Origin of the sequence: Cecembia calidifontis, from assembly GCF_004216715.1 — a bacterium.
GTDB classification, from domain to species: Bacteria; Bacteroidota; Bacteroidia; order Cytophagales; family Cyclobacteriaceae; genus Cecembia_A; species Cecembia_A calidifontis.
In genome coordinates, this window is sequence record NZ_SGXG01000001.1 from 1,420,243 (window position 1) to 1,433,533 (window position 13,291).

14 protein-coding genes and 1 riboswitch are annotated in these 13,291 nt (G+C 42.8%); of the genes, 6 read left to right on the plus strand and 8 right to left on the minus strand.

Annotated elements, in window-relative coordinates:
• Positions 1–418: 418 nt before the first annotated feature.
• The 4 genes from pnuC (at position 419) to BC751_RS06165 (ending at position 5,711) form a co-directional block, all read left to right on the plus strand.
• Entirely contained in the window at positions 419–1,042 is a 624-nt protein-coding gene (pnuC, locus tag BC751_RS06150; RefSeq protein ID WP_130274776.1) for a nicotinamide riboside transporter PnuC, read from the plus strand.
• Positions 1,035–1,559 (plus strand): AAA family ATPase, encoded by a 525-nt coding sequence (locus BC751_RS06155; RefSeq protein WP_130274777.1) that lies wholly within the window; start codon positions 1,035–1,037, stop codon positions 1,557–1,559. Before pnuC ends, BC751_RS06155 begins: the two co-directional genes overlap by 8 nt.
• A gap of 173 nt (positions 1,560–1,732) precedes the next feature.
• Positions 1,733–2,797 carry a fatty acid desaturase family protein gene (locus BC751_RS06160; RefSeq protein WP_130274778.1) on the plus strand — a complete coding sequence of 355 codons (1,065 nt, stop codon included), beginning with the start codon at positions 1,733–1,735 and terminating at the stop codon, positions 2,795–2,797.
• A 256-nt stretch (positions 2,798–3,053) separates the two neighbouring features.
• Positions 3,054–3,150: riboswitch (TPP riboswitch) on the plus strand.
• Between the two features lie 164 nt (positions 3,151–3,314).
• Positions 3,315–5,711: a TonB-dependent receptor gene (locus tag BC751_RS06165; protein WP_130274779.1), complete on the plus strand. Its 2,397-nt coding sequence runs from the start codon at positions 3,315–3,317 to the stop codon at positions 5,709–5,711.
• 52 nt (positions 5,712–5,763) lie between these two features.
• Here BC751_RS06165 and BC751_RS06170 read toward each other — a convergent pair whose 3' ends face one another.
• From BC751_RS06170 to BC751_RS06195, 6 genes are all read right to left on the minus strand, one after another.
• Positions 5,764–6,228, minus strand: coding sequence for a hypothetical protein (locus BC751_RS06170; protein WP_130274780.1), 465 nt, complete (start codon positions 6,226–6,228; stop codon positions 5,764–5,766).
• Positions 6,229–6,232: 4 nt separating this feature from the next.
• Entirely contained in the window at positions 6,233–6,829 is a 597-nt protein-coding gene (locus tag BC751_RS06175; protein ID WP_130274781.1) for a hypothetical protein, read from the minus strand.
• Between the two features lie 503 nt (positions 6,830–7,332).
• The gene (locus BC751_RS06180) at positions 7,333–8,091 is read right to left on the minus strand and encodes an SDR family NAD(P)-dependent oxidoreductase (RefSeq protein ID WP_130274782.1); all 759 of its coding nucleotides are present in this window, start codon (positions 8,089–8,091) and stop codon (positions 7,333–7,335) included.
• Positions 8,088–8,549 carry an RES family NAD+ phosphorylase gene (locus BC751_RS06185; protein ID WP_130274783.1) on the minus strand — a complete coding sequence of 154 codons (462 nt, stop codon included), beginning with the start codon at positions 8,547–8,549 and terminating at the stop codon, positions 8,088–8,090. The genes BC751_RS06180 and BC751_RS06185 overlap by 4 nt, the downstream gene beginning before the upstream one ends.
• A 9-nt stretch (positions 8,550–8,558) precedes the next feature.
• Positions 8,559–9,032 carry an antitoxin Xre/MbcA/ParS toxin-binding domain-containing protein gene (locus tag BC751_RS06190; RefSeq protein ID WP_242617387.1) on the minus strand — a complete coding sequence of 158 codons (474 nt, stop codon included), beginning with the start codon at positions 9,030–9,032 and terminating at the stop codon, positions 8,559–8,561.
• Positions 9,033–9,073: 41 nt separating this feature from the next.
• Positions 9,074–9,556 carry a GNAT family N-acetyltransferase gene (locus BC751_RS06195; RefSeq protein ID WP_130274785.1) on the minus strand — a complete coding sequence of 161 codons (483 nt, stop codon included), beginning with the start codon at positions 9,554–9,556 and terminating at the stop codon, positions 9,074–9,076.
• Positions 9,557–9,652: 96 nt separating this feature from the next.
• Between BC751_RS06195 and BC751_RS06200 the strand changes: the two genes are divergently transcribed.
• A complete protein-coding gene (locus tag BC751_RS06200; RefSeq protein ID WP_130274786.1) occupies positions 9,653–10,450 on the plus strand; it encodes a type III pantothenate kinase in 798 nt (265 codons plus the stop codon).
• Here the strand turns inward: BC751_RS06200 and BC751_RS06205 are convergent.
• Positions 10,404–11,147 (minus strand): peptidoglycan DD-metalloendopeptidase family protein, encoded by a 744-nt coding sequence (locus tag BC751_RS06205; RefSeq protein WP_242617388.1) that lies wholly within the window; start codon positions 11,145–11,147, stop codon positions 10,404–10,406. The genes BC751_RS06200 and BC751_RS06205 overlap by 47 nt on opposite strands.
• Here BC751_RS06205 and BC751_RS06210 point away from each other — a divergent pair.
• A complete protein-coding gene (locus BC751_RS06210) occupies positions 11,146–12,102 on the plus strand; it encodes a pyridoxal-phosphate dependent enzyme (RefSeq protein WP_130274787.1) in 957 nt (318 codons plus the stop codon). The genes BC751_RS06205 and BC751_RS06210 overlap by 2 nt on opposite strands.
• Here the strand turns inward: BC751_RS06210 and BC751_RS06215 are convergent.
• Positions 12,099–13,271: a methionine adenosyltransferase gene (locus BC751_RS06215; RefSeq protein WP_130274788.1), complete on the minus strand. Its 1,173-nt coding sequence runs from the start codon at positions 13,269–13,271 to the stop codon at positions 12,099–12,101. The genes BC751_RS06210 and BC751_RS06215 overlap by 4 nt on opposite strands.
• Between the last annotated feature and the right edge of the window lie 20 nt (positions 13,272–13,291).

A 13,291-nucleotide genomic window follows, 5' to 3' on the forward strand; every position in this document is an offset into this window, starting at 1 on the left:
GTTTTAATCATAAAATTTTCACTACAGCTTTCCAGGTCCTTCATCCTCCTTTCCAAGGTTTAAAAAGCTGTGAAACAAAGACCCGGCAAATAATGGTTGAAGGGCTAAATAGTAATGTTTTGGTATATCAAAGTTTAGGATCCTATACGATTCAAATGTATTCCAATGGTACACAACCCAAGCAAGGTTGGCCATAAATAGGATGGAAAAAAAGAGATAAATGAATTTAGCGAAACGTTTCATAGAGGTAAGATAACTATAATGAATATTTTAGTCAATCTATAGTTTGAAAAACTGATGTGGGGAACTCCATCTTTTAATGAGCACCTTTACTTCCTTAATTCCTCAATGTTTTCGCAATCCGACTTTCGACGTCCGCCTTCTTTCCATTCCCAAATTTTCTCATTTAATTCGCTCTATGGATTTACAATGGATTTGGGAAGGCATCCAAGAAGGGGTGGCTGAAATGAGTTGGCTGGAGGCCATAGCGGTATTTTTTGGTATTGCCTCTGTTTTTTATTCCATCAAAAAAAATATCCTTGTCTTTCCCACAGGCATGATTTCAACTCTGATTTATGTTTATATCTGCCTGAAGTATAAACTCTATGCGGATATGGGTATCAACGCCTATTATTTTTCCATGTCCATTTATGGTTGGTACCTTTGGTCCCGCCCTTCAAACGGGAAACCGGAGCTTCCGGTGACCTGGTTGGACAAAAAAGGGATTGCCACATCAGTGATTTTGTTTCTGGGATCTTATATAATCTTGTTTATCGTTTTGGCCAATTTTACCGATTCTGATGTCCCTTATTGGGATTCATTTACTACCGCTTCAGCTTTTGTAGGGATGTGGCTGATGGCCAAGAAAAAAGTGGAAAACTGGATTGCCTGGATCATTACGGATATAGTTTCAGTGCCATTGTACTTCTACAAGGGTTTGATGCTGACCTCTTTCCAGTTTTTGTTTTTCACAGTATTGGCCATCATTGGATTGATGGAGTGGATCAGGACAGCCAGAGTAAAACAGGAGGTATATGCGTAAAAAGGTGGTTGTTATAGGTCCTGAATCTACTGGGAAAAGTACTTTGAGCCAAGCTTTGGCAGCGCATTTTTCAGCCCCTTGGGTTCCTGAATATGCCAGAACTTACATTGAGAAACTGGACAGGCCCTATGATTATGACGACATGTTGGTAATCGCCAAAGGGCAATTGGAATGGGAAGATTTACATGCCCAAAAAGCAGATCAGCTTCTGATCTGTGATACAGACCTCCATGTGATCAAGGTATGGTCAGAGCACAGGTTCGGAAAGGTGCATGATTGGATATCTGAGCAGATTCAACTTAGGAAATACGATGTCTATTTATTGACAGACATTGATATTCCTTGGCAGGAAGATCCACAGCGGGAGCATCCGGAGCCCGAAATGAGACAGTATTTTTTTGAGTTGTACCGAAATCTTATCTCTCAAACAGGGGTTCCTTTTGAAATCATTTCAGGAACGGAGCCAGAAAGGATCCAAAAGTCCGTGAAAACTATCCGCAAACATCTGAAATTATAAATTGGTGGAGGAGTTTTGGTAAAAGATGTTAAATTGTCGCATTTTGACCGGGCAATTTTAAGACATGTTAAAATTCCTCATTTATTTCCATTACCTTTATATGAAGAATGTCGGACGATCACCCTGTTTGTTTTTCATTCCTTTTAAATTAATTATCACATTCAATTCAGTAAATGCGTCCGCCTAGATTTCAAGCCGCATCCTCCTTTCATGAAGACCTGAAAGGTAGAATCAAAAATTATTTCTCAGAAAAAAATCTTAAAACAACCGGAAATTCCTCCCTCTATTTCAAGGCCATCGTGATGGTTTTGGCCTTCATTGGGATTTATGTTCACTTGGTTTTCTTTACTCCTTTCTGGCCATTTGCCATCTTGGAATCCATCATCCTTGGGGCACTTACTGCAGGGATAGGTTTCAATGTCATGCATGATGGAGCGCATGGGAGTTTCAGCCGAAAAGGATGGGTCAATGAACTGGCCGGAATTTCCATCAATTTCTTGGGAGCCAATGTGTACATGTGGAAAACCAAACACAATGTGGCACACCATTCCTTCACCAATGTGGATGATCATGATGATGACCTCAATGCAGGTGCATTCCTGAGATTGGGCCCCAATCAGAAGCGGTACAAAATTCATCGCTTTCAGCATCGTTACTTCATTTTCATTTACTCCATTCTGTATTTCTATTGGGTGTTTTTCACGGATTATAAGAAGTATGTAACCAAAAAGGTGGCAGAAACACCAATCAAAAAAATGGACTTGAAGGAACATGTGTCTTTTTGGGGGTTCAAAGTAGAACATCTATTCTTGTTCATTGTACTTCCCGTTTATATGCTTGGGTTTATGCCCTGGCTGATCGGATTTCTTGTATATGGATTGGCCACCGGCATTATCATGAGTGTGGTATTCCAATTGGCCCATGTCCTGGAAGAGACCTCATTTCCTGTCCCTGATAAGGCGACCAATAAGTTGGAAGATGATTGGGCAGTCCATCAGTTGAAGACTACCGCAAACTTTGCCACTAAGAATAAGGTCTTATCCTGGCTTATCGGTGGTCTGAATTTCCAGATTGAACACCATCTGTTTCCCAATATTTCGCATATCCATTATCCGGCGATTTCCCAGATCATCAAGGAGACTTGTAGGGAATATGGGATTCCATATATCGAACATCCAAAAATGAGAGTGGCCCTTGCCTCCCATGTCAACCACTTGAAGCATTTGGGAAGGGAATAGGATTACTGTTCATCTGATAAAAAACTCCATTTGAAAAGAATAGGGCAATTCAGCGTAGCTGTCTTGCTTTTTTTTAACCTAAGGTTGTTGTACCCGGGGCCATTACCCAAAAGGGATTATATCCATTTCTGGGTTTTTCAATGACCCTTGGCTTAATCAAATTCCGAAATCCCCCTTTCGACTTTTAAAATCCCTTTAATTTTCCTATCCTGCCTTCAGCCCTTGCTTTTTACAAATGCTCTATCTACCTTCGCACTCAGATCATGAGGGGTGCCTTAATACAACGGGCTGAGATCATACCCACAATACCTGATCCGGGTAGTGCCGGCGAAGGGAAATGAGTAAACCGATTACCAATATATTTTGACTCAGAGTCACCAAAGACAAGGCTTTGGTTCGTGCATGCAATCCAAAAATATCTTGGTTTCGGAAATGGGTAAACAAAAAACAGAGAATCGCCCCTAGGTTTTCTGATGTTTAACCAAAAAACCGCAAAGCGGTGAAATGTCAAGCATTTATGAAAAAATCACTGTTTTTATTGGCCTTTTGGCTGATGGTATGGGCTACCTATGCCCAATCTAATTTGAGAGGTGTGGTGAAGAGTGCCACAGGTGAAGAATTGGTCGGTGCCAATGTGATCTTGGTGGGAACAGGCAGAGGGTCCACCTCTGATCTTTCCGGTAATTTCCAGATCAGGAACATTCCTTCAGGTACTTATACCCTGAGGGTAAGTTACCTGGGTTATGAAAGTCAGGTGAAGGAAGTGTCTGTTCCAACAGACCTGGTTTTAGAGATTTTCCTAACTCCTAGTGCATTACTGACAGAGGAATTTATCGTCTATGCCACGAGGGCTACAGATCTCACACCTACCACCTTTTCCAAAGTGAGCAAACGGGATATTTCAAGACTTAATCTTGGTCAGGACATCCCCATACTCCTGAATTTCACCCCTTCTGTGGTCTCGTTCTCAGATGCCGGTGCTGGGGTAGGATATACGGGTTTAAGGATCCGGGGATCAGATCAGACCAGGATCAACGTGACTGTCAACGGTATTCCTCTTAATGATGCAGAGTCCCATGGTGTTTTTTGGGTCAATATGCCGGATTTTGCCTCTTCTGTGGACAATATCCAGATCCAAAGAGGTGTGGGGACTTCCACTAATGGTGCAGCTACTTTCGGGGCAAGTTTAAATATCCAGACAGACACCAGACAAGATGAAGCCTATGCGGAAATTGATAATTCCTTCGGTTCATTCAATACCAGAAGGCATATGGTGAAAGTAGGTACCGGACTGATTAATAATCGCTGGGCATTTGATGGAAGGCTGTCGCGAATTGCCTCGGATGGTTATATCGACCGGGCTTCTTCTGACCTAAGGTCTTATTTCCTTTCCGGAGGGTATTATGGGGAAAAGCATGTGGTAAAACTGAATGTTTTTGCCGGGGCAGAAGTCACTTATCAAGCCTGGGAAGGGGTTCCCGAAAACCTCTTGGCCACCAACAGGACTTTCAATCCATATACCTACGACAATCAGGTCGATGATTACAAGCAGGATCACTATCAGTTGATCTATACAGGAACTTTTGGTAAAAACTGGAAAGCCAATGCAGCCTTACACTATACCTATGGAAGGGGATTTTTTGAGCAATTCAGGCCAAATGACAGGCTGAACAGATACGGCCTTCCTCCGGTAGTGGTAGGAGAAACTTCCATTTCCCGCATGGATATCATCCGCAGAAGGTGGTTGGACAATGATTTCTATGGAGGGGTATTTTCCATGAATTATATTTCTGATGATGGCAGATTGGATGCAGTATTAGGGGGAGGAATCAACCGATATGACGGTGACCATTTTGGGGAGATCATTTGGATGCAGTTTGCCGGAAATACCAATATCAGGGACAGGTACTATGATAATGTGGCAGTCAAAGATGATGCTAACATTTACGCAAAGGCTACCTACCAATTGACGGATAGGCTGTTTGCATATGGCGACCTTCAGGGCAGATGGATCGATTACCGTTTTGATGGGATCAACAATGACCTGAGAGATGTGACAGGTCAGGTGAAATTTGCCTTTTTCAATCCAAAATTCGGATTTACTTATCAAGTTGCTGAAGGAAAGCAGTGGTATGCCTCTTATGCGGTGGCCAATAGAGAGCCTGTAAGAAGGGATTTTACCGATTCTCCTATTATCGAGCGGGCCCCCAAGCATGAAAACCTGCAGAATATTGAAGCAGGATTTAAAAGGCAATCGGCCAATTTCTCCTATAATGCCAACATTTACTACATGAAGTACAGAGATCAGTTGGTGTTGACAGGTCAACTGAATGACGTGGGAGCTTATGTTAGGGACAATGTAGATGACTCTTACCGCTTGGGTATTGAGTTGGATGGTGCTTATAGATTGACTGAGAAATTTACCATCGGGGGTAATCTTGCACTCAGCCGCAATAAGATTGCTGAATTTTTGGAATACCTGGATGATTATTCCACCGCTGAGTTTAGACAGGAAGTGATCGTACACCAAAATACCGATATCGCTTTCTCACCCAATGTGGTGGGTGCCGCCATTTTGGATTATAAGCCTGTCAAAAACCTGGAAATTTCTTTGCTCAATAAGTATGTGGGCAGGCAGTTTTTGGACAATACCCAAAATGAAGCCCGTTCCCTGAATGCTTTTTGGACATCCGATTTGAGGTTTAATTATGCTTTGCGACCTCGATTTGTGAAAAATATGGAAGTTACGGTATTGGTCAATAACATCTTCAACAGGCTGTATGAGCCCAATGGCTACACGTTCAGCTATTTCCTTCCTGGTGAAGGTGTGTCCGGGAGAGAATTGGTGACAGAAAATTTCTTTTATCCACAGGCCGGAACCAATTTCCTGGCCGGGATCAAGTTCTTGTTCTAAACTAAAGGAATGAATATAAAAACTCTCTTGGATGCTCTTCTAAGGGAGTTTTTTAATTACGTATACCTTCAGCAAAGAAGTTCTTCACCCAAAATGTACGGGCAATGGGATTTACCTGGTTAAGGATCTCATAAATGTTTTTTGGGAAAAAAGGACCAATACTAACTTGAATATGTCCCTGATAATCCTTGCAGATTTCCAGGTCGAATTTTCGGTACTTCAGCAAAAGCTCCTTGGGAAAGAATATTTTTTGTGAAGTCAAGGAAGCGGGCTTTTCCTTGAAGCCAAAACGCTTTTTGGAAGAAACATAGGCATGCTGACAAAACTTCTCCTGAAAATTTTTGTCCCCTATCAGGAGTTTGGACTGTTGGAGCAGCTGCGGGTTAAAAATATGTTTCAAAACCAGGTTGCCTTTGGTGAGTTGGTATGCTACTTCTTTATCCTTCGAGCAGTCCAGTTTGAGGTTATTTTTTATGGACAGAAACTTCCATAGGTTATTGATTCTTTCTAGTTCCATCGGGCTATTTGGGTTTATTGGTCAAACGGTAATAGTCCTTGATGGTTGTTTTCAAAGCCTCCCTTTGTTTGGGATCTGTAAGGATTTCATGACGCTTACCGTTTTCTGGTTCCATTTCTAACTGGAAGCTTTCTTCCAGTAGGGGAGATAATTTACTGACAAAATCATAGTGTTCCAAAGTGCCGCCTCCATAAAAAATAAACTCCCCGGTTTCTGTATTGGAAATATTTTTCCAGATCAATTTGAAGGGAAGGTTTTGAGGGATTGGTTCCACGAAGATATAAGCTTCGTCTTTGATACGGTTGATCAAAATGGAAAGGTTAAGATTGGGCATTTCTTCATCTTTGATCCTTTTTCCATAACGGTAGATATTGATTTTGGCATCATTCCTTTCTTCCAGCTCATAGTAGGCTGCTCGGACATTTTTGAAAAAAATTCTATCTGCATCCGTGATCCGAAATAAGGAATTGGCATCCCCGGAATTGTCGGCCCGCTTTTCATTAAAAAAAGAGAGTAAAAAAACGAAAAGCAGAGAGCCTATTCCAAAGATTTTCAAGATCTTGATCATTTCAGGGGAAAGACTGTCTTTGGATGGTGACATGGAAAGCTTTTTTCCCTTTAACAGGATTCCAGTAAGATTGGTTTGGGAGAAAAGAAGGGGATTTTGAGAATTCTCAACCCATCATTAAGGAGATAAAGTAGTTTTACTCATTCTTCATTCCTCACTCTCCATGCCAAATTACGCTTTGTCGCGTCTTGAATTAACTTGACACTTATTTTATTTTCTTCTTTTGAGTTCGACTCCCTTGGAGTCGGGATTCCCGAATATCAAAACTACTTCTCAACCCCGGGTTGCACCCGGGGCAAATATCCTTAATGGATTTAACCCCTATCGGGGTTATTTTGCCTTCTTTTTAAACTATTACTTCATGAACCCCTAAATACCTGCTATCATTTCCGAATTCGGCCTTATCACATCCAAAATCACTTGGTACTTCTTACATGGACATGGTACTCCCCTCTTGATTCTTATTTGTGTTGTATAGCCTCCTGTTTTTCATTTCGACATCAGCCCTCCGAAATCCCCCTTTTTTATCATTTTCCTCAATGCACATAAGACCCTGCATTGATATCAATGGTGCAACCCGTTGCGTGATCAGCCAAACCGGAGCAAAGTAAAGTTACCATAGGAGCGATGTCCTTGGGTTCAGTGAGTTCGTTGAGAGCAATGTCATTCAGGGCATATTCTTCTCCATATTGATCCATAAAATCCTGCGCCATATCTGTACGGGTAAAACCCGGAGCAATGATAAACGCTTTGATTCCTTCTTTGCCATAATATCTTGCGATAGAGCGGGTGTAACTCACAATGGCTGCTTTGGAGGCCGCATAAGCCAAATAATCAGTAGTATCACCTCGGAAAGCTGCTCTGGAAGAAATGTTTACCAGTCTGCCATTTTTGTTGGTCCTTGCATGCTCGATAAATTCCTTACAGATAATCGCCATGGCATTGATATTGATATCCATGGTTTTGAGCCAGGCGGCTGCCCATTCTTCTGTCGGGGCATTGTCGGGAATGGAAATGGCAATTCCGGCATTATTAACAACCGCATCAATTTTTCCATGTGTTTTGATGAGTTCAGGTATCCAGCCTTTGACCTGTTCCAGGTCTGAGAGGTCACATGGGGCCAAATGAGCAGGGTTTTTCAGGGACTGCTGCAATGCTTTGGCAGCTTCCAGGTTGCTGTTGAAATGCAACAGCACTTCCGCACCGGAAGCGGAGAGTTGTTCGGCAATTCCTTTGCCAATGCCTCTTGAGGCACCGGTCACTAAAATTCTTTGCTGGGTAAGGTCGATTTTCATAATGGGTTAATGGAAAATGATACGTTTGTCTCTTGGATAAACTTTATTTTATTGCTGAAATCGGGATGAAGTGGATTGACCAGCAAATTATGCTCTTGGGGATAATTTATCAATGGGATGCGGCAGGAAGGGACTTTCAGGGCAACATGCTCTTGTTGTTTGGTCCAAAAAGCACCTATGGTTTGGGTAATTTTGGGATGGGGTCTTAGGCTCCAATCCAGAGGCAAGTCCTCTACTCCCAAAAAGGGGGGATCTTCGGCTAATTCAAATTCAACGAGAGACCAAGCAGTCAGAGAAACTACCGGTCCTTTGATGCTCAACAATTCAAGAAAATTCAGGGCGCTGTGGCTGCAGGCATAAATGACAGGAATCCCAAAAGGGTTCCACCTCCCTGATCCAGGACCGTAACCCAAAGGCAATCTGCCTGGTATTTTTTCTATCAGTCTGAAGTATTTCAAAGCGATGGTTTAAAGTATATTGCCCCAGGATAGGGCCTCCAAAGCCTCCTCTATGCGCTCCACCCCATAGGGATTGCGCATCAGATCTATGGGCCTTTGGTTACCCAAAGATTCATTGGTAGTATGCAACCAATCCTGAAAGAGGGCCTCTGTCCCAAAAATTCTAATTCCTTTGGCGATGATTTTGTCCATGTCTTTGATGGTTTTGGTCAATAACCTGCTCAGCCGCCTGTCTTCCTTTTTCCATCGTACCAAGGTGCTGGGATCTATTTCTAAAACCTCTGCCACCTCTGCCTGGCTGAACTGCAGGTAGTCAAACATTTCTTTGGTCTCCGAAAGATGGAACTGCTCTTCCATCAGCAGGGGCTCCTCTACTTTGGATACCTTGGGAGAAAAGAAATACTGCTCCTCCAGTGGAGAGAAGAAGCCACTAATTGGCTTTTCGGAGGTGTAATGGGAGGGGAGTTTGTATTGCTTTGCCATATCCAAACTTACTTACTTTTTGATTTATTTGCAAAATTTAATTATTGCGTTTGCAATATTTCTCTGATTTGATTCTGCTGCAGGTTACAGTTGATCCATTCTCCATCAAGGTCTGCGCCGTATTTTTTATAGAAGTTGATTGCAGGGGTATTCCAGTCCAATACCTGCCAGGTCATTCCCGAGCAATTGTCTTCCAGTGTTTTTAACAAAGTGCGGTCAAAGAGTAGTTTGCCTGCACCATTTCCTCTTTCGGACTCCGTCACGATCAAGTCTTCTAAGTACAGCCTTTTTCCTTTCCAGGTACTGTATCGATAATAGTAAATGGATGTTCCAATGATTTCCTGAGTAGCATTTTTGACAGCCACGAAAAAGCCGAAAATGGGATTTGGGCCGAATCCGTCCTTTTCCATCATTTCTACCGTATTGATGACTTCATCGGGTGCTTTTTCATAGACCGCAAGCTCCCGGATCAATTCCAAAACCCGGGGCAGGTCTTCTTTTTTACCTTCTCTTATAGTGTACATGGAGGAAAGTTATCAAAAAACAGAAAAGCAAAAAATCAATTTATATATTTGACACCATCCTCGGATTTTATCGGTCAATTAACAAAATCTGCATATATGTTCTTAGCTATTGATGCCGGCAATTCCAATATTGTTTTCGGTTTTTATGATGAAAGCTTGCAAAAGTGGACACATGAATTCCGGGTCAATACCCACAAGGATTTGTCCGTATTGAAACTGGAAAGAGAACTGCATTTATTTTTCCTGGAAAATGGGATCAAGAATGACCGTATTACCAAAGTGGGGATTTCTTCGGTGGTGCCGGAGATCAATTCGGTCTTGCAGCAATTTTGCAGGGAGTATCTTGAAAAGTCCTGCTACCTGATCAGCGGTAAAAGTTATGCCAGACTCAAAGTCAAAACTTCCCGGCCCAATGAAATCGGTTCAGACCTGATGTGCAATGTGGCTGCTGCTTATGAAAGATTTCAAAGTACCTGCATCATTGTAGACTTTGGTACGGCACTCACCTTTACCGTGGTGGGAGAGGATGGAAAAATCTTGGGGGTAAATATTGTTCCCGGGTTGAAAACGGCTATTAAAGCGCTGTTTTCCAATACTTCCAAGCTACCAGAGGTAGAGCTTAAGATGCCAAAATCAGCTTTGGGGAAAAATACCACCCATTCCATACAGGCTGGTATTCTCTTCGGATATACAGGATTGGTCAAAGGGATGCTGGAAACCATCCAAAAGGAATTAGGCCATCAATGTAGGATTATTGCCACTGGCGGTTTGTCATCTATATTGACTACCCTTGAAGATGCATTTGAGGTAGTGGACAGAAACCTGACTTTGGAAGGAATCAGGATCATTACATTGGCGAATAGCCCGTCAGTACCTGAGGATCTGGACATATAGCCCTGTATTTTTCTATTTCCCTTTGGGAACAAACACCAGGGAAGTCCCCCCAATTGCCCATCATGTCCCACATCAGTTGGAAATGTAGGTGTGGTGGCCAATCCCCATTTTCAGGATATGGGCCTACATGGCAAAAGGCCTTTCCTGCCGGTATGGTCATGCCCACATCCAAACCTTTCAAATCCTTCCTGGCAAGATGCCCGTAAAGACTGTAAATTTTTTTTCCTTTTAATTCATGTTCCAAAATGATCGTAGGACCGTAATCCCCAAAACCCGCATTGTTCTGAAAAGAAAAAACCTTGCCGCTCAGCGGGGCAAATACAGGATGGCCAGCCTCTGTCCAAATATCGATTCCCAAATGAATATTTCTAAAATCCGATTGGTCAGTCACGAAAACTTCTGAGCGGGCATAGATGGCCCTATGTTCCAAATAGCCCCCAATCCCATATTTCTTGCCCGCAGCGCGAAGTTTGTCAAAGACAAAATGATCAAAACTTTTGGTATCCGAAAAATCACAGGTCATCAGTCCTGTGTTGGCAGGGCTGAAATCCATCTCCATAGTATTTTCAGGATTCAGGGCTTCACCCATGATGGGAAAGGTTTTTTCACTTAGGAGCAGTTCTTGCAAGCTGTTTTTCATAAACCGCAAGATAAAAATTTTGACAGTACCAAAGCCTTGCCTTATATTTATTTCCATGACTGAAACGATGAAATTTCCATCTCTTGACGATATCAAGGCTGCCCACCAAAGGATACAGCCTTTTATTCACCGGACCCCCATCATGAACTCAGAGGCCATCAATCAGATTGCCGGTTGTGAGATTTATTTCAAATGCGAAAACTTCCAAAAAGTTGGTGCCTTTAAAGCACGGGGGGCCGCCAATGCAGTGGTCAAATTGACAGATAAACAAAAGAAAAACGGAGTTGCTACCCATTCCAGTGGCAATCATGCCGCTGCTTTGGCCAGGGCAGCGACGGTAGCCGGAATCAAATCCTATATTGTGATGCCTTCCAATGCACCTGAAATCAAGAAAAAAGCGGTGAAAGGTTATGGAGGAGAAATTATCGAATGCGAGCCAAACCTTCAGGCAAGAGAAACCACCTTGCAGGAGGTTGTCGACAGGACTGGAGCTACTTTTATACCACCTTATGATTACATGGATGTCATCGAAGGACAGGCAACCTGTGCCCTGGAAATGTGGGAAGAAGGGATTGCATTTGATACCATCATGGCACCGGTAGGAGGGGGAGGTTTACTTGGAGGAACTGCCCTGACCACTAAATACATTTCCCCACAAACCCAAGTTATAGCCGGAGAACCTGCCGGTGCAGATGATGCTTACCGCTCTTTTCATGCCAAACAATTGATCCCTATGGTTGGTCCCAAAACCATTGCGGATGGTCTATTGACTTCCTTGGGAAATATCAATTTTGCCATCATCATGGATTATGTAGATGATATCTTGACGGTTACTGATGAGGAAATCATTGATGCCATGCGTCTGATTTATGAGCGGATGAAAATAGTCATTGAACCCTCCTGTGCAGTGCCTTTGGCGGCATTACTGAAACATAAGGAGCGTTTCAAGGGTCAGAAGGTGGGCATTATTCTTTCCGGAGGAAATGTGGATCTGGGGAAATTACCTTTTTAATCTGGAAGGATGATTTTATTCCAATTTAGTGGCATCTCCTGAAGTTTTGCTCTGGCAAAAGAGCGGATTTCATCGCTTGATGCCCCAGCATTTTTTGTCCGGACTTCCAAAAGGATAGGTTCAGTGATGGGTTTTCCGATCTGAGATACTATAAAGACCTCAGCTTCTTCCGCAAAGCCCAGGTTACAGATTTCCTTGCTCAGTTCCCTGGCCCAGAGATTATAAATTTTGCCAACATGGGATACGGGATTTTTTCCTGCAATTGCTTCCAGGCTCATAGGCCTGTAGGGAGTGATCAATCCATTTGCCCTATTTCCCCGTCCTACCTGACCATCGTCTCCGTTTTCAGCGCTGCATCCGGTAACAGTGAGATAAATGCTTTCCTTGTCGTAATCATCAGCGGTATTGATGAAAATGCGCGAGGGTTCCAAATCCATGTGTGCTGCGACAAAAGCCTTTATTTCTTCTACTTGTGCTATATATTCCTTCAAATTGGAAATACTGCGGTCCAAAATCGCAATGGCTAAGGTAAAATTCATATCCCTGTCCATTGATACCCCCATGACTTTGGTGTCTTCTCCGATACAGGGAAATCTCATAAGGGTTTTTGGATGGTGGAGCAGGTGATCAATTTCGAGGACTTTCTTTTCTAGTATAGAGAGCGGATAGTAGCCCACTCCAAAGGAAGTGTCATTGGCCAAAGGGATTTCTCCCTTGCCAAAGCGCTGGAACAATTCGATCAGATCCTGACTTCCGGTACGGATTTTTGGGATAATCCGAACATCTTTTTCTATATCAAGAATTCTAAGATTTGACTTGAGCCAATCTTTGGCAGTTGCTATGGCTAATTCATCTACGGGAATGGACTTTCCAAATGCCTGGCTTGTAGCCCTGCCTGCAATGTAGAGTTCTATGGGGAATATTACTTTTCCTCCTCCATACGTGGGTTTAGACAGCCCGCCCACGAGGAGGGCTTTGTCCACATTATGGTGGAGGATGCTGCCAAAATGCTCAAAGTAATATCGGCACAATGCCCTGGAAACTGCCTCTGCAATCTCATCGCAGATGCTGTCCGGATGGCCTTTTCCTTTCTTTTCCACGATTTCAAAGTCTCTTTTGGAGATGCCTTGAATCTCTTGGACAAAAATATTTGTATTGGAAAGGGCCATACTTAAAAATAATCATTTCT

Bases quoted from the DNA above. Each gene is read 5' to 3' on its own strand.
- BC751_RS06200 (WP_130274786.1), top strand. From the start codon at position 9,653: ATGTTCTTAGCTATTGATGCCGGCAATTCCAATATTGTTTTCGGTTTT.
- BC751_RS06215 (WP_130274788.1), bottom strand. From the start codon at position 13,271: ATGGCCCTTTCCAATACAAATATTTTTGTCCAAGAGATTCAAGGCATC.
- BC751_RS06195 (WP_130274785.1), bottom strand. From the start codon at position 9,556: ATGTACACTATAAGAGAAGGTAAAAAAGAAGACCTGCCCCGGGTTTTG.
- BC751_RS06190 (WP_242617387.1), bottom strand. From the start codon at position 9,032: ATGGCAAAGCAATACAAACTCCCCTCCCATTACACCTCCGAAAAGCCA.
- BC751_RS06155 (WP_130274777.1), top strand. From the start codon at position 1,035: ATGCGTAAAAAGGTGGTTGTTATAGGTCCTGAATCTACTGGGAAAAGT.
- BC751_RS06210 (WP_130274787.1), top strand. From the start codon at position 11,146: ATGACTGAAACGATGAAATTTCCATCTCTTGACGATATCAAGGCTGCC.
- pnuC (WP_130274776.1), top strand. From the start codon at position 419: ATGGATTTACAATGGATTTGGGAAGGCATCCAAGAAGGGGTGGCTGAA.
- BC751_RS06205 (WP_242617388.1), bottom strand. From the start codon at position 11,147: ATGGAAATAAATATAAGGCAAGGCTTTGGTACTGTCAAAATTTTTATC.
- BC751_RS06165 (WP_130274779.1), top strand. From the start codon at position 3,315: ATGAAAAAATCACTGTTTTTATTGGCCTTTTGGCTGATGGTATGGGCT.
- BC751_RS06170 (WP_130274780.1), bottom strand. From the start codon at position 6,228: ATGGAACTAGAAAGAATCAATAACCTATGGAAGTTTCTGTCCATAAAA.
- BC751_RS06160 (WP_130274778.1), top strand. From the start codon at position 1,733: ATGCGTCCGCCTAGATTTCAAGCCGCATCCTCCTTTCATGAAGACCTG.
- BC751_RS06175 (WP_130274781.1), bottom strand. From the start codon at position 6,829: ATGTCACCATCCAAAGACAGTCTTTCCCCTGAAATGATCAAGATCTTG.
- BC751_RS06180 (WP_130274782.1), bottom strand. From the start codon at position 8,091: ATGAAAATCGACCTTACCCAGCAAAGAATTTTAGTGACCGGTGCCTCA.